This is a genomic window from Echinicola sp. 20G, from assembly GCF_015533855.1.
Classification (GTDB): domain Bacteria; phylum Bacteroidota; class Bacteroidia; order Cytophagales; family Cyclobacteriaceae; genus Echinicola.
On the sequence record NZ_AP024154.1, the window covers coordinates 3261520 to 3279205 of the forward strand.

A 17686-nucleotide genomic window follows, 5' to 3' on the forward strand; every position below is an offset into this window, starting at 1 on the left:
CCAAGCCGATATGATACTTGATTCCAAAATACCAGCAGGTTCATTAGCTGAAAAGTGGACAAAACATAAATTCAATATGAAGTTGGTCAATCCGGCCAACAAGAGAAAGTACGACGTGATTGTGGTAGGGACTGGCTTGGCTGGTGCTTCAGCAGCTGCATCATTGGCAGAGCTAGGTTATAATGTGAAGGCTTTTTGCTTCCAAGATAGCCCAAGAAGGGCCCACTCTATTGCAGCACAAGGTGGTATCAATGCTGCCAAAAACTATCAAAATGATGGTGACTCTGTTTACAGGTTATTCTATGACACCATTAAAGGTGGTGATTACCGTTCCAGAGAAGCCAATGTTCATAGACTAGCAGAAGTTTCTGTTAATATCATTGACCAATGTGTGGCACAAGGAGTTCCTTTTGCCCGTGAATATGGTGGATTGCTTGCCAACCGTTCATTTGGTGGTGCTCAGGTATCACGTACCTTCTACGCCAGGGGCCAAACTGGACAGCAGTTACTTTTGGGAGCTTATTCTGCTTTGAGTCGTCAGGTAGCCAATGGTAAGGTGAAGCTTTATCCAAGAACTGAGATGATGGATGTGGTAACCATCGATGGAAAAGCCAGAGGTATTGTCACCAGAAACCTGATCACCGGAGCTATTGAGTCTCACAGTGCGCATGCCGTATTACTTTGTACAGGTGGATATGGTAACGTATTCTTCCTTTCGACCAATGCCATGGGCTCAAACGTGACCGCAGCTTGGAGAGCTCATAAGAAAGGTGCATACTTTGCCAACCCTTGTTACACCCAAATTCACCCAACTTGTATCCCAGTTTCTGGAGATCACCAGTCTAAGTTGACTTTGATGTCAGAATCATTGAGGAACGATGGTAGGGTATGGGTGCCTAAAACGCAAGAATTGGCAGAGAAACTTCGTAAGAGGGAAATCATGCCTAAAGATATTAAGGACGAGGACAGAGATTACTATTTGGAGAGAAGGTACCCTTCTTTCGGTAACTTGGTTCCTCGTGATGTGGCTTCTAGAAATGCTAAATATGTTTGTGATGAAGGCAGAGGGGTAAACGAAACTGGTGAAGCGGTATTCTTGGATTTCCGTGATGCTATCATCAGGGATGGAGAGGACACGATCAGTGCAAAGTATGGAAACCTGTTTGATATGTATCAGCAGATCACTGGCGAGAACCCTTATAAGACGCCAATGAAGATTTATCCGGCTGTTCACTACACTATGGGAGGACTTTGGGTAGATTACCATTTGATGACTACTGTGCCTGGTCTTTATGCCCTAGGAGAAGCCAATTTCTCCGACCATGGTGCCAATAGATTGGGAGCTTCAGCTTTGATGCAAGGTTTGGCTGATGGTTATTTTGTGATTCCTTACACTATTGGAGATTATTTGGCAGGGATGCCATATGAGAAAGTGGGAACAGACCATGAGGCTTTCAAACAGTCGGAAAAAGAAATCAAGGATAAAATCCAAAAACTACTTTCCATCAACGGTAAGAAAACCATCGATGATTTCCATAAGCGATTGGGTAAAATCATGTGGGAATACTGCGGGATGGCCAGAACTGCTGAGGGTCTTCAGAAGGCCATTGGTATGATTCAAGATTTGAAAAAGGAATTTTGGGCTGATGTTAAAGTTTTGGGAACTGAAGATGAGTTGAACTTATCTTTGGAGAAGGCACATAGAGTGGCCGACTTTATTGAGTTGGGAGAGCTTATGGTAAGGGATGCACTGCACAGAAATGAGTCTTGTGGTGGTCACTTCCGCGAAGAGTATCAAACCGAAGAAGGTGAAGCCCTTCGTGATGATGAGAATTTTGCTTACGTGGGTGCTTGGAAACACATGGGTGATAATGTGGAGGAAGAGCTGAACAAAGAACCGCTTGTGTTCGAGAACGTGAAGTTGACCCAGAGAAGTTACAAGTAATCATTTGACAATCAAAAATTCATAATTATTATGAACTTAACACTTAAAGTTTGGAGACAAAAAAACGGTTCTGATAAGGGCGGTTTTGTTAATTATAATATTGCTGATATTTCTGAAGACATGTCATTCTTGGAAATGTTGGACGTTTTGAATGAGGAGCTTTCTGAAAAGGGAGAAGACCCTGTTCACTTTGACCATGATTGTAGAGAAGGTATCTGTGGGATGTGTTCTTTGCATATCAATGGCAAGCCTCATGGACCTCAACAAACAACCACCTGCCAGTTGCACATGCGGTCTTTCAAAGATGGAGACACCATCACCATCGAACCTTGGAGAGCGGCTGCTTTCCCTGTAGTGAAAGATTTGGTAGTGGATAGAGGTGCTTTTGATCGTATCATTCAAGCGGGTGGTTATGTGTCTGTAAACACCGGTGGTGTACCTGATGCCAATGAGATTCCTATTCCAAAGAAAATTGCTGACGAGGCTTTTGATGCAGCAACTTGTATTGGATGTGGAGCTTGTGTAGCAGCTTGTAAGAATGCTTCTGCCATGCTGTTTACTTCTGCTAAAATCTCCCAGTTGGCCATGTTGCCACAAGGTAAGGTAGAAAGAAAAGAGAGAGCTGAGAAGATGATTGCCCAAATGGACGAAGAAGGATTTGGCGCATGTACCAACACCGGAGCATGTTCAATCGAATGTCCTAAAGGCATCAGCTTGACCAATATCGCTAGAATGAACAGGGAATATTTCTCTGCAATTGCTAGCAGTGAGAATGTATAATTGAGATCTTAGATCATATATTAAAAGGCCGGTTTTTCCGGCCTTTTTTATTATCTATTTTTTTACTTCTTTGATTATTTCATGATTTATTTTTGTTTAAATAGTGTATTTCCTAAATATAATTACTTGAAATAGGAAAAAACGAATAAAACAATAACTTAGAAATTTTGTAAGAAAAGGAATAATTAGAAAGAAGACAACTGAATGGAATGGATCGATATTGTTATTTTTATCGTGTATATGATCATCATGCTTGGAGTTGGCTTTTACTTCATGCGAAACAATCAAGGACAAGAGGATTATTATGTTGGTGGTAGAAGTATAGGTCATTGGCATATCGGGCTATCTGTGGTGGCAACAGATGTGGGAGGAGGTTTCTCTATTGGTTTAGGAGGCTTAGGTTTTGCGATGGGACTTTCCGGAAGCTGGATGCTGTTTACAGGGCTTATAGGAGCATGGTTGGCAGCTGTTTTTTTGATTCCTAAAGTGAAGTCCAATCCGGCCTTCGCTAAATTTTATACTTTTCCACAAATCTTTCAGCATCTTTTTAACCGCAAAGTAGGTATAGCAGCAGGAGTGATTTGTTTTGTAGGGTATCTAGGCTTTACTTCATCTCAATTATTGGCTGGGGCAAAATTGGCAGCAGGCACCTTTAAGGATTTGGATATCAATCTGGCATTGCTGATAATGGGCATAATAGCGGTCGTATACACTGTTTTAGGAGGCTTAAAGGCGGTAATATACACAGATACCATTCAGTGGATCATTTTGTTATTGGGCTTTATTTTCATTGGTTTGCCCATTTCCTACTATCATGTTGGGGGATGGAAGGCGATACAAGAAACATTACCGGCTGAATTTTTCAGTTTATCTAATTTGACCTGGCAGGATTTGGCCAATTGGGGGATCACTATTTTGCCTATATGGTTTGTAGGTATGACTTTGTACCAAAGGATATTTGCGAGCAAGGATGTCAGATCAGCAAAGAAGGCCTGGTATATTGCAGGTTTGTTTGAATGGCCCATAATGGCTTTTATGGGCGTATCTTTAGGCTTATTGTCTAGAGTGGCTTTTGAACAGGGCATGATTGCAGGTGCAATTGATGACTTGGACCCAGAGATGGGGTTACCGATACTTTTAAGCACAGTATTGCCTGCGGGAATAATGGGACTGATGATGTCCGCTTATTTTTCGGCAGTGTTGTCTACCGCTGATTCCTGTTTGATGGCCGCTTCAGGGAATCTCACTACAGATCTTTTTGGGAAATGGTTTGAGAAGCAACCGGAAGAAAAGTCAATGAGGTTCAGTCAGTTGTTTACTTTGGTTATTGGGGCTTTGGCATTGTTGATTGCCATGCAAATGACCAATGTGCTGGAACTTATGCTTTATTCTTACGCTTTTATGGTATCGGGACTGTTAGTTCCCATTCTTGCTGGTTTGTTTTGGAATAAGCGAAACCCTAATGCCGCATTACTTTCTATGATCATTGGAGGAAGTGTTACTGCAGGCCTGGCTTTTAGCGGTATCGCTTTGCCTTTGGGACTTGATGCTAATTTATTTGGGCTTACGGCCTCTTTAGCAGCGTTTTTGCTTGTAGATAGACTGGATAAATAAAATTGAACATACTTTAACCCTATTAAAATGAATAAGATAGAGACGCTATCCACCATTGACAATGCCACATATCTCCAGAAAAAAGAAATTGCAGATTTTTTGTTTGAGCACCTAGACCAATATGGTGATCCACATGAGGACATTATGAAATGCTTGGATTATGCCTTGGATCAGGCTGTGGATAAAGGAGGTTTTGTGGTGATGGGGCGTGAAAATGGAAAAATTATTGGTGCGGTAGTGGTAAATAAGACAGGCATGTCTGGATATATTCCTGAAAATATATTAGTTTATATTGCTGTCAATGCCAACCAACGAGGTAAAGGAGTCGGCAAAAAGCTGATGAAGACGGCGATTAAAATGGCCAGTGGCGATATTGCGTTACACGTAAAGCCTGACAATCCGGCAAAAATCCTTTATGAAAAGCTCGGGTTCACCAATAAATACCTTGAAATGAGGTTGAAAAAATAAAATGGCATTTTTAAATCTATACAAAGATAATCTTCGAAAGAATTACGAGTTTCTCCGAGAGAAATTTAATGAATATGATGTGGCCTGGGGAGTCGTTTCCAAATTGCTTTGTGGCAATGAAATTTACATTCAGGAATTAATAGATCTGGGTGTGGACGAAGTACATGACTCCAGGATTAGCAACCTTGCCAAAGTCAAAAAGATCAATCCTAAAATACAAACAGTTTACATTAAGCCACCTAGCAAGCGAAACTTGAAAGATGTAGTGATGTATGCTGATGTCAGTCTAAACAGCGAACTCAATACCATAAAGTGGATCAGTGAGGAGGCAGTGAAGCAAGAAAAGAAACATCAGATCATCATCATGGTGGAAACGGGAGACTTGAGAGAAGGAGTGATGGGAGATGACTTGGTAGAGTTTTATTCAAAAATATTTCAGCTTCCCAATGTGGAAGTGATTGGCTTGGGAACCAATTTAAACTGTCTCAATGGAGTCATGCCATCCACAGACAAACTGGTACAGTTATCCCTTTATAAACAAATCATAGAATTAAAGTTTAATAAGGAAATTCCATGGGTGTCCGCAGGGACCTCAGTGACAATTCCTTTGATGCTAAATCATCAATTGCCCAAAGGAATCAATCATTTCAGGGTTGGAGAGACCTTATATTTCGGTGCTAATTTGTTTGATGGAAGTACTATCGAGGGAATGAATGATGGAGTTTTTGAATTGTGTGCCGAGATAATTGAGTTGCAGGAAAAGCCTCTTTTGCCTATTGGAAACCTTGCTGCCAACCCACAAGGTGAAATTACAGAGATCGATGAGTCGCTTTACGGACAATCTTCTTACCGGGGTATTTTGGATCTTGGGTTGTTGGATGTGGATCCAAAGTATTTAATATATGACAAAAACGAATTTGAAGTGCTTGGGGGAAGTTCAGACATGCTGATCCTGGATTTGGGTAAAAATCCAAAGAACTATAAAGTAGGTGACCTTATTCGCTTCAAACTTAAGTACATGGGGGCTTTGGCGATTTTAAATTCATATTATATAGAGAAGAGAGTAAAGTAGTTGGTTTACAATAAATTGTAAATAAATAAGGGAGTCGCATAGAGCATTCCCTTATTTTTTTGAATTCTTTTGGCATGGATTTGGTGTACAAATGGATGAACCAACTATATGATTAACATGAAAAAGGTAATTTTTGCATTTATCGCAGTATCATTATTTGTTTGGGATGCCAATGCGCAGAGAAGAACTCCTGCCAGTGATCAAGCCAGCAACTTTGGTATCCGAGGTGGGGTCAACTTCTTCAATTGGGGAGGTGATGATGGCTCCAATAATGACTATACTAATCGAGCCGGTTTCCATGCAGGTATTTATGGAAATATGTTTGTGACAGACAATTTTGCCATTGAGCCAGGTGTGTATTATTCGCAGAAAGGAACCGAGGCAGATAATGTAACGGAGTCAAGAACAATCTTGAGTTACGTAGATGTGCCGATTTTACTGCGTTTTTATGCAAGTGATGGCTTTAACATCTTTGCTGGTCCGCAGGGATCTATTTTGACCAAAGCTGAGTTTGAAGGGGATGCTTTTGGGTCAACCTTCGAATGGGAAAGAGATGATGTAAATGATTTGGATGCCGGATTGGTATTTGGTGTAGGATATAATTTGCCTGTGGGACTGAATGTTCAGGGGAGTTATGATTTAGGGCTGACGCCAGTATTTAAGGATTCGGACGCTGAGGTATATAATAGAGGTTTCAAAATATCTCTTGGATATAGTTTCTAAACTGGATCCAAAAAGGGCTTCGGTATTCATCGAAGCCCTTTTTTTGCTTTTACTTTCTAGGCTTCATTCAATAATCTAGATTCAATACCTATTTTTTGAAGAAAATATTTCAATATGTATCTCTATAAAGTGGTTTTTTTCGTTTATTTAAAAAGTTTAATGGTTGATAATTAGCTTTTTAATGTTTTAGCATAACTTCATATTTAACCGACACTCACCATGAAAAGAATTCAGATTCTCATTTTAGCATTTATTTTATTGGCAGGCTTCCAGCAAGTCAATGCCCAAACAGGGATTAGGGCAGGGTGGAATTATCCTGAAATTAAAGGAATCAGCTCTGATGGCAATTCCGGTTTCCATGTAGGATTTTACAAAAAAATCAGTTTATTGGGTTTAGTGGCGGTTGAGCCAGGAATACAGTATTCACAAAAAGGAGGAAAGTTTGAAGATAACGGGATGACAGGAACAGAAAGACTTCACTATATAGATGTTCCAGTATTGGCAAGATTAGGCTTTATACCTTTAATTAATATTTTTGCAGGTCCTCAAGCCTCATTCCTAGTGGCCCGGAATTACGAGGGATCAACGGACATTAGCTCTATTGAGGAGCTTTCCAAATTTGATATCGGGGGAGTTGTTGGCGTTGGAATTAATCTGCCACTTGGGTTCAACGTACAGGGGAGTTATGACTTTGGGTTTTCAGACCTAAATTACAGTGATGTAGATACTAAGAACAGTGTGTATAAAGTTTCCATTGGTAAAAACTTCTAAGAATTTTCTTTCTTTTGGTTTGAAGAGCCTGTCCAATTTTTTGGATGGGCTTTTCTTTTGTAACTTAATAAGTAAACCACTAAAACCAATTAACCATGATAAGAAGGCAATTTATCCAAAATACAATATTGGCATCAGCCGCAATGAGTTTCCCTAATGTTATTCTCGGTTCCAAAAAGGAAAGGCTTGGAGTTGCCTTGGTAGGCCTAGGAGGATACAGCACAGGGCAATTGGCTCCAGCGTTACAGATGACCTCAAATTGTTACTTGGCGGGGATAGTGACAGGAACGCCTGCCAAAGCTGAAGATTGGAAAAATAAATATAACATCCCCGAAGGCAATATTTATAATTACGAGAACTTCGAATCCATTGCAGATAATCCTGATATTGATGTAGTGTATGTGGTGCTTCCAAATAGCATGCATACCGAATTTGCTATAAAAGCTGCAGAGGCCGGGAAGCATGTCTGGTGTGAGAAACCCATGGCCAAGACGGTTAAGGAATGTGAGCAGATCATTGAGGCATGTAAAAAGAATAAAGTTAAGCTGAGCATTGGTTATCGCATGCAACACGAACCTAATACAAGACAATTGAGGGAGTTTGTGAAAAACCAAAAATATGGTGAATTAAGAATGCTGGAAGCAGTGGCTGGGTTTACAATGCGAAGTACGGGAATTTGGAGATTGGATAAGGAAATGGGAGGTGGAGCCATGTACGATATGGGGGTGTATCCTATCAATGGAGTAAGGTTTCTGAGTGGTATGGAACCTATTTCTGTGATGGCATATGAGAGTGTCCGGCGTCCAGAAATGTTCGATGAGGTAGACGAAACGATGAATTATATTTTGGAATTTCCCAACGGTTTGATGGCCAATTGTGCCACCAGTTTTGGGATGAACATGGGAAGGTTAACTGCCACATGTGCCAGTGGAAAATTCTGGTTGGAGCCTTTTCAGTCTTATCGTGGAATTCAAGGTGCTACAAGTGATGGAATTCAATTTTCCGACCAGGTTAAAAGTCAGCAAGCGGTACAAATGGATGATGATGCATTGGCCATTCTTGAAAACAAGGAGGTGATGGTTCCAGGTGAGGAAGGTTTAAGAGATGTTATGGTGGTTGAAGCAGCCTTTAAATCTGCTAAGGAGGGCATTCGAGTTAAAATAGGCTAGTAGGCTGATAAAAAACAGCCTACTAGGAGGAATAACTTTTTCTAATATTGTCAATTGATTTGAGGTCGTATTGAGGCGTGCCTCCCTTGTTAGTTGCGACTAAAGCTCCAAGGGCACAAGCAAAGTCGAGAATTTCTTTGGCCTGTTTGTTTTGGAGAAATTGATGGATAAACCCACTTAAGAAAGCATCTCCCGAACCAACAGTGTCCTCCACGATGACTTTATAGCCTGGGTGTCGATGTAACTGTTCTCCATCAAAAATCATGGCTCCTTTTGATCCCAAAGTAACGCATACCAATTTTAGTTTGAAGTTTTGTGCTAGGGCGGTTATGGCTTTTTCTATATCATTGGAAAGCTTCAGTTCCTTTTTTAAAATCATTAACTCATCATCATTGATTTTGAGAATATCGGCTTTTATTAATAGTGATTCAATCAAACCAAAGGAATAGTGCGGCGCTCGAATATTGATGTCAAGGATTTTTAAAGTTTGCGTTTCCAATAACTTCAAAAGAGTTTCCCTACTTTCCTTGCTTCTTGCAGCTAAACTGCCAAAGACAAATGCATCAGCTTCATTTACCCTTTTTTGAACTTCCTGATTCCATGAAATAAAGTCCCAAGCAACAGGTTTGACGATTTCATATTTGATATTTTCCTTATCGGAATCATCTACTACCACACGGCTTGTTTCATGACTTTCATCCCTCTGAATCATTCCAATGTCCAAAGATTTTGATTGCACAAAATCCAATAAATCTTTACCAAGTTGGTCTTTGCCAACCTTTGAAATAAAAGTGGTTGGATAGCCTAGGTATTGGGTATGTAAGGCCACATTCATGGGAGCACCGCCAGGGATATTCTTGTCAGGGAAACAATCCCAAAGCATTTCGCCAAATATTACTACTTTTTTATACATTGGTCTTGATCATATCTTGTTGAATTTCTTCCAGAGAACGTCCTTTGGTTTCTGGCATTTTTGTCAATACCCAAATCAATTGCCAAACCATCATCAAGGCAAAGAAGCCAAAGATGCTTACTGGACCAAATACATTCGCAAAGAATGGGAAAACATTGGCAATCACGGCTGCTAAAATCCAGTGTGTAAAACAGCCAATTGACTGTCCGTACGCCCTTGTTTCATTGGGAAATACCTCTGAAATAAATACCCAAATAACACTTCCCTGACCTACAGCATGAGAGGCAATAAAGACAAAAACAAATATGGGTAGATAAGAAGGGCTGATGGCACCTCCGGAAAAAGAATAGGCAATCAATATAAGGGAGACAATATAGCCAATTGAGCCTATTAGCATCAGTTTTTTTCTACCAATTCTATCAATCAAATAAAGTCCTAACATGGTGGCCACCATATTTACGGCACCGATACCAATGGTGGAGAGCAAAGCACTTTCTTGATCTATTCCCGCCATTTCAAAGACTCTAGGGGCAAAATAAATAATGGCATTAATGCCGGAAAGCTGGTTGAACAGGGCAATCATAATGGCCAAAAGGGTGGTTTTAAAGTGGCTCTTTTTAAATAATGCTGAAAAGCCTACTTTCACTTTCTCCCGCTTTCTTTCTCCAATAGCCAACCTAATCGCTTCTTCTGCGCCATCCGGATCAGTTTTAGAAAGAATCTCTGTTGCTTCTTCAATATTGTTCTGATGAGCTATGAGCCATCTTGGGCTTTTAGGTACCCTGATGGTCAAAAGGGTATAGATCAATGCCGGAATGGCCTCCATGCCCAACATCCAACGCCAGCTTTCATTGAAGTTGGCCATTTCTATTAGATAATTGGAGAAGTAGGCCATTAGGATCCCAAAGACGATGTTGAACTGAAAAAGCGCAACCAGCACCCCTCTGTTTTTTGCCGGGGCAATTTCACTGATGTACATTGGAGCAACGACGGAAGATGCTCCCACACCAAGCCCACCGATAAATCTGAATATCATGAAAGTGATGACATCTGGAGCCAATGCCGAACCCATGGCGGAGACAAAATATAATAAGCCAATCCAGAGTAAAGAAGATTTTCTCCCATATTTATCAGCTGGGATTCCTCCGAATAATGCCCCAAGTACGGTTCCGTATAAGGCAATGGCCACCGCCATGCCGTGGGTCCAATCACTGAGTTGCCATTTTGCTTGGATAAATCTTTCCGCACCGGAAATTACTGCCGTATCGAAGCCAAATAAGAATCCTCCCAATGCGGCCACTATAGAAAGGAAAATAACGTACTTTTTACTGTTCATGTCAGGTTATTTAAAGGCTAGTACCAAAACTAGCCAGAAGTAGTTTGAATTGAAACTAATTGTTTATTCAATCTACTGGTTGTTCCAAATTGATTTAAAGTAATGAACCTTATTCTCACCCTTAAAGCCTTTAAGTTCTACCTTAAGTAGTGGAGCAGTAGGGAAAATGATTTCAGTCATTACCATTTCACCATCATTAAAGAAAAACTCCAAGGAAGAACGGTCTGAGAAGATGCTTATATTTTCAACTTTTATATTCTTCATTGGAGCATGGTGAATGTTTCCAAATTCGTCTTGAAAGTCAGTATGACCCGCATTACTTCGGTCAAAGGTGATGGCATCATTGGAAATTTGAAGGGTAATACTTTCTCCCAAATCATTACTTAAAATCACCGATCCTGGTTGCTCTGGAGTTTTTCCTAAGTCCAATTGAAAGAGGTTATGGTCTAGCGTAAAGGAAGCCCCTTCAACGACATTTGTAGATTCTACTAGATTTTGGATTTCTTTTACCGGGGTAGAAGATAATAAAATGTTTCCTGAATTATCCTTTACCAATTGTAGTTCACGGGGAATGGTCATGGCAGACCTCCAGACTTGGGTAGGAACAACATTAGCATATTGCCAGTTGCTCATCCAGCCTAAAAACAACCTTCTTCCATCCTCTTGAGGTATATTGGACCAGGTTACTCCCGCATAATTATCTGCTCCATAATCAATCCATTTTACATCTGAACCTTCAGCAGTAAACGTTTGTCCATCAAATTGTCCAATGAAATACTGAGTGGCAGACCCACCGTTAGGGCCTCCCGGGTTGATACTGACCAAAAGTACCCATTTTTCATTTCCGTCGGGAGTGGTAAGAGGAAAGAGATCTGGGCACTCCCAGACACCTCCATATGCTGCCCAGTCAGGATTGAAATCACTTTCATGCTTCCAATCAATCAGGTTAGGGGAGGAATAAAAGCTGATTTTGTCTTTTACGGCAAGGGTCATGATCCATTTTCCTTCTCCATTGGTTTGTTCGTACCAACTTACTTTTGGGTCTCTAAAATCTGGAATGCCTGGGCTTTTTAGCACTGGATTTCCATTATACTTTGTCCATGACCGACCTTTGTCATTGCTGAAAGCGATGCCCTGAGTTTGGCCTTTTTGATTTTGGTGGTAAGTGAAAATGGCTACCATAGGATCATTTCCATCTTTTCCCAACCCCGAGGTTTTTCCATGATCTATTACTGCACTTCCGGAAAAGATATACCCCAGACTATCAGGGTAGAGCGCGATGGGTAAATGCTCCCAGTTGAGCATATCCTTACTCACTGCGTGACCCCAGTGCATTGGTCCCCAGACATTGCTGTCTGGATAGTGCTGGTAGAATAAATGGTATTCTCCGTCAAGGTAAACCATCCCATTAGGATCATTCATCCATTGTTGAGGTGGAGAAAAATGATATTGGGGACGATATTTCTCATCAAATAGCTGGATGTTTTCCTCTGTTTTTTCTTTGGGCTTTTCTGAACAAGCATACAGGAAAAACACAAGCAGAAGAATGGTTATAGGTTTGATAGTAGGTTTCATATGGCTATTTGGGTTTGAATGATATTATGAATAAACAATAAACAAATACAATCAAGATTATTCCCAGATTGACTGTACATCAAATACTTCAAGGTTTTTAACGGTGATATTGTTTCCCCAGAAGTGAAAGCCTTCTTGGTTGTTTTTGTCTGCAGACCTTGACATGGAGAAATACAGTGCACCATTATCGACAAATACTTCTATACTCGTTTTATCGATGTAAATGTCAGCCGAAATTTCCATGCTGGTCGGGTCATTGGGAGAGTAGAACTCACCATTGAGTTGGTTAAAATTGAGGTCATAATCGATTAGATGCTGTCCAAAAAGGTTAAGCCCTGCATTGGTAGCATGTGATAATTTGATGGTGGTTTTGATCCTCAAACTGCCTGCATTTGAAAATTCACCCAACAATTCATTCGCTTTTTCCGATGTTAAATTCCCCCATTGGTTTACAGGACTGAAAAGCTGTTCTGCCTCAGATACAGGTTCACTAAACAAACGAGGTCCGGATTTGGTGTTTCTAAGAGATAATTCCGTTGGAAGGAGCATCATTCCATTTAAAGGCATCTCGGGGTGGCTTATTCTTCCCCAACCAATTTGTACGCGACGGCCATTGTCCATGTTGGTATAGGTCTGTGCTGCATAAATAGAACCTGAAGTGTATTGATGTTTACCGCTTTTAGGGGTGAAGATTTTTCCATCAAAGTCACCTAACATATAAGTGCCAGAAGCTCCATACATGACCCATAAAGTATTGTTTTTGTTTCCATCAATGGGCAGTTCAAATAGCTCAGGGCACTCCCAAAAGCCCGTTGTATGACTTTGGTATTCCCAGTCTTTGAGGTCAGTAGAGTTATAAATGGAGTGTCCATCACGCTCGTTGAGTACCATTACCCAGTGATTTCCCTTTTCATACCAAAACACTTTGGGGTCCCTGGTGTCCTGGCTGTTCCATCTGGCTTTTGAATCTATTACAGGGTTGCCTTGATATTTGGTAAAAGTCCTTCCATTATCCAAACTGTAAGCAATGCATTGAACCTGTTTTTCTGGCCCGGCAGCTGTATAGGCTGCAATCATGGCAGGCGTTCCATTTTTGTTAAAACCAGCTGTGTTTTGGTAATCGATGACAGCAGACCCTGAGAACATTCCCCCAAGTTGATCAGGGTAAAGTGCATCTGGCAGTTCTTCCCAATGAATTAAATCCTTGCTTACAGCGTGTCCCCAATGCATGTTTTCCCATTCCTTTTCATAGGGGTTATGCTGATAGAATAGGTGGTACTCTCCTTCATGGAAAATCAGGCCGTTTGGATCATTGATCCAACCTCTTTGCGTTGTGAAGTGGAATTGAGGCCGATTGCTTTCTTTATACATCTGGTCTTGGCCTACAAAATAATCATCTTGGTAGATTTTGGATAAGCCAGCCTCATTTCCCTCGTAACTGATTTTTAAGGTCTTTCCTTTCAGGTTTGACACATCTTTGAAAATCCAATAATCCGGTTCATCGGAAGCCAGACGGACAACTACCGATAGATCATCTTTGCCATCAGTCTGAAAGGTCATTTTTTGCCGCTCCTCTTTGTGAGAGATTGGAATGTTCAGGTACTTTTTATTGATCTTCAGTTTGATTTCACCTGCAAAGACAGAAACACAAGTGAAGAGAAATAAAATGGTGCCGAATAATGCTTTTTTAAATTTTAGGTTCATTTTAGGTTTAATAGGTTGAGTGTTTTTAAATATTTTATCTTTCTGAGAAATCCAATTTGATCACATTGTTTTCTGGTGATATTCTGAATACAACATCTTCTGATGGTACAGAAAATTGGCCTTCCAACGCGTTTATGACATAGCTGTTTTCTTGGAAAATACTGCTGATACTTTTCTTCTGGATAGTCTCAAATGGTAGTTCTTTACTATCCTTAGGAGTGGTAAGGTCAAGAAACCAGTCTAGTTTATCTGCCCCATCAATTGTTATTTGCATCTCCTTTTCATCCATGTTAAGGACGAGGGTACCATCTTGAGATTCAAGTGACCAACTGATCTGAAGTTTTCCCGCTTCAGGGTTGCTAATCTTTGGAATGCCTCCTTTTAAAGACATTGTTTTGCCATCCAAAGTATAGTTGATTTTTAGTCCAGCTAATTCTTTCGATGTGCTCCATAGATAGCCATCCACAATGGGTTGTGTAAAAAAGAGTGCTTGATTGCTTTCCAGCTTTTTATGAAGGTAAGGGGAGGGAATGTTTTCATCGAATAAATGAATATCCCTAAACCTAAGTGTGCCATCTTCCCACAAGATATTGGCACGGTAAAAGCGGCTATTGAACCACACGGTTTTGAGATCACTTCCAGGAAGGTCATTTTCGACAGTTACAGAAGTTGCTGGAGTGGTTTTGTAGGTTTCTGAGAACCACTTGCCAGATGCTTCTAGGGTTTCGATTTTAATTTTACCTTGGTCGCGTAATTTCGCAAGTACCGGCATTTGGATCTCAAACCCTTTTTTCATTCCCGCCCAAGTAAATGAATTTTCCTGTCCAGCTTGGGTATAGGCAAATTCCATTGATTCACCGTTAATAAATTCCTGCAGATACCAGTTTACCCAAGTTTCATTTCCTCCTCCATCTTGGTATACTGGTTCTAAGGTAATCACTCCTTGGCGCTCTCTTTCAAGGCCGGTATCATACTGACGGATAGGGTCACTTCCTAACATTCGGAAAATAGGTACTGGGATTTGATTCTCTTCATTTTGAGCAGGCATATAAGAGTTGATTTTGCTTGGGTAATAAGCCTGGTTCCAATAGCCGCCCCATAAAGTGTATCCATCCGTACCAAACTGATCTTTACAATTGGCAGAAGCAACAATCTTGTAATTTTCATAGAGATAGTTCAAAGTATGGGTGTCGATAAACCAAGAGGCTACCGACTTGGGATAATAACCAAAAGCCGCTTTAAAATCTTCCATATAAACATCTACCAGTTTTTCTCTTTCTTCTGGGGTATAGCCTGTGGAAAAACCTACATCAGGGTGCCAGTCCCAAGGGAACCTGCCTCTCCATTCCAAACCGGCTTTTTCAACCAAGGGTTGTGGGATTTCCCACCACACACCAATTTCAAAAGTACCTTTGGGAAGGTTTTTAAGAAGTTTCTGGTAGCGCTCATCCACCAATGCATCATACTGTAATAGAAAGGTTCCTCCTAGATCATGTTTTTTCATGATATCAATTTGATTGACAACAGTTTGGTAGAGCACATCTTTGGTGATATTCTCGTCCCTTGGCTCAAGCTCACGAATAAAGTTTACAATGTTGACGATTTTCGGTTTGTTCCGATTTTCCGTAACCATTTTCTCTTTGGAATCATTTTTACATGAAAGAATCAAGCTGGTGCAAAGAAAAATTAAGAGTAGGGTAATAGGTCTAAGGTTCATTGGTTAATCGATTTAGTTGAAGTTATAAACTTTATTATATTTTATTGAAAAATAAAATATTGACCTATAAATTATTCTTTTGCATAGCCCTAAACCTTCCAAGTTTTCTTGAAATTGGCGGGCTTAATTAATTGGCCCGCCAAGGTAATAGGTTTAATAGCCCGGGTTTTGTTTATAGACTCCACCGGTGAAGTCAATTTCCCTTTGTGGTATAGGGTAATATTCATCCCTTCCAGAGGTAAATTCAGCATTTGAAAGAAAGTCCCTTTTGGTTTTTTCTTCAGCCAAATAATCATTCAAGACTTCTTCGGCTTCTCCCCATCTGACCAGGTCAAAGAAACGGTGCCCTTCCATAGCAAACTCCAATCTTCTTTCAAATTTCAATGCTTTCCAAGCATATTCTTTGCTGGGGAAGCTAGTGTAGGTGCTGATATTGTAAATGTCAGTAGCACCTGCATCCATAGGCCTTTGTGTACTGTTGGCTGCACGTTGTCTTACCTGGTTGATGATAGGCAGGGCTTCATCCCATCTATTCAATTGAATGAGAGCTTCTGCTTTCCACAACAGAACATCAGCATAGCGGATAAAGTCGATGTTTTTGGAGGTACCGATAAAAGGGCCTTCTTTTTTGTAGCAGGAGCAGTCAGGGGCCTGTTGTTCTTTCATGTTTCCAAAGTAGCCATATACCCCCGGGTCTCTTGCCCAGCTGAAATTGTACACCATGTCTCCTGAGCTGTTTACGGTATTCCTGTACTTAAATGGTCTGCCAGGTATCCCAACGGTATGGTCCAACCGAGGGTCGACGGTCAAGCCAGCAGCAACTGGGCTAGTGCCATCAGGCAGTACAGAATTAAAAATGTCTGAGTCATTGAATGTGTCTAGCAAAGGCAATCCATTATCATCCGTTTCGAAAGCATTTACCATGTTTTGGCTGGCTAAGTGAAATCCACAGCATCCGTAAAGGCCAGTACCATGAGGAGAATTCAATCCGGTTACATAGCTTACCCGGCCTACAGTGGTTCCGTCATTGATGGAGAACTGAACTGCCCAGATAGATTCCGGCCCATTGTCAAAACCATCAAGGAAATTATTCCCAAAGTCATCTTCCAAACTGCCAATTACTTCGTCCACATATTGAATTACTTCTTCCAATCTGGAAGTATTAATATTGACTACTTGATGTTGGTCGTTTTGTTCATAGGCTTGGTATAATCTTACTTTTGCTAGATAAGCCGCTGCAGCATTTTTATCTGCTCTACCTACTTCCTCCTGAGATGGGGGTAGGTTGTTATAGGCAAATAGAAAGTCCTCTGAAATTTTGTTCCAAAGCTCTTCATCCAAGACCTCATTGGAAACTTGCGCGATCTCTTCTTGGCTCAGATCCTCAGTGATATATGGTATTTTACTGAAAATCGTTTTAAGAATAAAATGTGAGTGGGCTCGCAAAAACCTAAGTTCAGCTTGACGTATGGCCTTATCAGGGTAATCGGCATCGGGGATATCATTGATGACCTGCAGGGCAAAGTTAGCCCTGGAGATGGCTTTGTAAAAGTTGGTCCAAGTACGCGGTGCCATGAAATCACCTTGATCAGGAATGGTCAGGTTATATTGTTCATATCGGTCAATTTCCCCCACATCTCCTCGTCCGCCACCGCCTTTGTAAGCATCATCAGACCGGACACTACCATAGACCCACATGGAGGTCAATGGACCCACCATTTCATCATTACCAATGCCTGCATAGGCCGCAATGACCAAACCCTCTGCATTATCTGGGGTAGCCACATTATCGCTAGAAAGTACCCCTTCCGGTTCATATTCCAGAAAATCTTCTGAGCATGCATTTAGGCTCAAACCCAAAATCAATGTCGCTAGATATATCTTATAAGTTTTCATAAT

14 protein-coding genes are annotated in these 17686 nt (G+C 40.8%); 8 read left to right on the plus strand and 6 right to left on the minus strand.

Annotated elements, in window-relative coordinates; genetic code table 11:
- Positions 1–10: 10 nt before the first annotated feature.
- From JL001_RS13405 to JL001_RS13440, 8 genes are all read left to right on the plus strand, one after another.
- The gene (locus tag JL001_RS13405) at positions 11–1945 is read left to right on the plus strand and encodes a fumarate reductase/succinate dehydrogenase flavoprotein subunit (protein ID WP_200976751.1); all 1935 of its coding nucleotides are present in this window, start codon (positions 11–13) and stop codon (positions 1943–1945) included.
- Positions 1946–1975: 30 nt separating this feature from the next.
- Positions 1976–2725, plus strand: a complete 750-nt coding sequence (locus JL001_RS13410; protein ID WP_200976753.1) for a succinate dehydrogenase/fumarate reductase iron-sulfur subunit — start codon at positions 1976–1978, stop codon at positions 2723–2725.
- Between the two features lie 204 nt (positions 2726–2929).
- Positions 2930–4339, plus strand: a complete 1410-nt coding sequence (locus JL001_RS13415) for a sodium:solute symporter (RefSeq protein ID WP_200976755.1) — start codon at positions 2930–2932, stop codon at positions 4337–4339.
- A 27-nt stretch (positions 4340–4366) separates the two neighbouring features.
- Positions 4367–4807, plus strand: a complete 441-nt coding sequence (locus JL001_RS13420; RefSeq protein ID WP_200976757.1) for a GNAT family N-acetyltransferase — start codon at positions 4367–4369, stop codon at positions 4805–4807.
- A 1-nt stretch (position 4808) separates the two neighbouring features.
- Positions 4809–5879, plus strand: a complete 1071-nt coding sequence (locus tag JL001_RS13425) for an alanine racemase (protein ID WP_200976759.1) — start codon at positions 4809–4811, stop codon at positions 5877–5879.
- 117 nt (positions 5880–5996) lie between these two features.
- Positions 5997–6602, plus strand: coding sequence for a porin family protein (locus JL001_RS13430; protein ID WP_192007015.1), 606 nt, complete (start codon positions 5997–5999; stop codon positions 6600–6602).
- Positions 6603–6821: 219 nt separating this feature from the next.
- Positions 6822–7373, plus strand: coding sequence for a porin family protein (locus tag JL001_RS13435; RefSeq protein WP_200976761.1), 552 nt, complete (start codon positions 6822–6824; stop codon positions 7371–7373).
- 95 nt (positions 7374–7468) lie between these two features.
- A complete protein-coding gene (locus JL001_RS13440) occupies positions 7469–8542 on the plus strand; it encodes a Gfo/Idh/MocA family protein (RefSeq protein ID WP_200976763.1) in 1074 nt (357 codons plus the stop codon).
- A gap of 22 nt (positions 8543–8564) precedes the next feature.
- Here the strand turns inward: JL001_RS13440 and JL001_RS13445 are convergent, their stop codons facing one another.
- From JL001_RS13445 to JL001_RS13470, 6 genes are all read right to left on the minus strand, one after another.
- On the minus strand, positions 8565–9455 hold the full coding sequence (locus JL001_RS13445) for a carbohydrate kinase (RefSeq protein ID WP_200976765.1): 891 nt from the start codon (positions 9453–9455) through the stop codon (positions 8565–8567).
- Entirely contained in the window at positions 9448–10791 is a 1344-nt protein-coding gene (locus tag JL001_RS13450) for a sugar porter family MFS transporter (RefSeq protein ID WP_200976767.1), read from the minus strand. The genes JL001_RS13445 and JL001_RS13450 overlap by 8 nt, the downstream gene beginning before the upstream one ends.
- A gap of 72 nt (positions 10792–10863) precedes the next feature.
- Entirely contained in the window at positions 10864–12366 is a 1503-nt protein-coding gene (locus tag JL001_RS13455) for a glycoside hydrolase family 32 protein (RefSeq protein WP_200976769.1), read from the minus strand.
- A 57-nt stretch (positions 12367–12423) separates the two neighbouring features.
- Positions 12424–14070, minus strand: a complete 1647-nt coding sequence (locus JL001_RS13460; protein ID WP_200976771.1) for a glycoside hydrolase family 32 protein — start codon at positions 14068–14070, stop codon at positions 12424–12426.
- Between the two features lie 34 nt (positions 14071–14104).
- Complete coding sequence (locus JL001_RS13465) at positions 14105–15787, minus strand: hypothetical protein (protein WP_200976772.1); 1683 nt, start codon at positions 15785–15787, stop codon at positions 14105–14107.
- Between the two features lie 153 nt (positions 15788–15940).
- Entirely contained in the window at positions 15941–17683 is a 1743-nt protein-coding gene (locus JL001_RS13470) for a RagB/SusD family nutrient uptake outer membrane protein (RefSeq protein ID WP_200976774.1), read from the minus strand.
- Between the last annotated feature and the right edge of the window lie 3 nt (positions 17684–17686).

What these genes read in the sequence shown, in the direction of transcription:
- JL001_RS13410 (WP_200976753.1), top strand. Translation starts at nt 1,976, where the DNA reads ATGAACTTAACACTTAAAGTTTGGAGACAAAAAAACGGTTCTGATAAG.
- JL001_RS13445 (WP_200976765.1), bottom strand. Translation starts at nt 9,455, where the DNA reads ATGTATAAAAAAGTAGTAATATTTGGCGAAATGCTTTGGGATTGTTTC.
- JL001_RS13470 (WP_200976774.1), bottom strand. Translation starts at nt 17,683, where the DNA reads ATGAAAACTTATAAGATATATCTAGCGACATTGATTTTGGGTTTGAGC.
- JL001_RS13465 (WP_200976772.1), bottom strand. Translation starts at nt 15,787, where the DNA reads ATGAACCTTAGACCTATTACCCTACTCTTAATTTTTCTTTGCACCAGC.
- JL001_RS13415 (WP_200976755.1), top strand. Translation starts at nt 2,930, where the DNA reads ATGGAATGGATCGATATTGTTATTTTTATCGTGTATATGATCATCATG.
- JL001_RS13450 (WP_200976767.1), bottom strand. Translation starts at nt 10,791, where the DNA reads ATGAACAGTAAAAAGTACGTTATTTTCCTTTCTATAGTGGCCGCATTG.
- JL001_RS13435 (WP_200976761.1), top strand. Translation starts at nt 6,822, where the DNA reads ATGAAAAGAATTCAGATTCTCATTTTAGCATTTATTTTATTGGCAGGC.
- JL001_RS13460 (WP_200976771.1), bottom strand. Translation starts at nt 14,070, where the DNA reads ATGAACCTAAAATTTAAAAAAGCATTATTCGGCACCATTTTATTTCTC.
- JL001_RS13420 (WP_200976757.1), top strand. Translation starts at nt 4,367, where the DNA reads ATGAATAAGATAGAGACGCTATCCACCATTGACAATGCCACATATCTC.
- JL001_RS13440 (WP_200976763.1), top strand. Translation starts at nt 7,469, where the DNA reads ATGATAAGAAGGCAATTTATCCAAAATACAATATTGGCATCAGCCGCA.
- JL001_RS13455 (WP_200976769.1), bottom strand. Translation starts at nt 12,366, where the DNA reads ATGAAACCTACTATCAAACCTATAACCATTCTTCTGCTTGTGTTTTTC.
- JL001_RS13405 (WP_200976751.1), top strand. Translation starts at nt 11, where the DNA reads ATGATACTTGATTCCAAAATACCAGCAGGTTCATTAGCTGAAAAGTGG.
- JL001_RS13430 (WP_192007015.1), top strand. Translation starts at nt 5,997, where the DNA reads ATGAAAAAGGTAATTTTTGCATTTATCGCAGTATCATTATTTGTTTGG.
- JL001_RS13425 (WP_200976759.1), top strand. Translation starts at nt 4,809, where the DNA reads ATGGCATTTTTAAATCTATACAAAGATAATCTTCGAAAGAATTACGAG.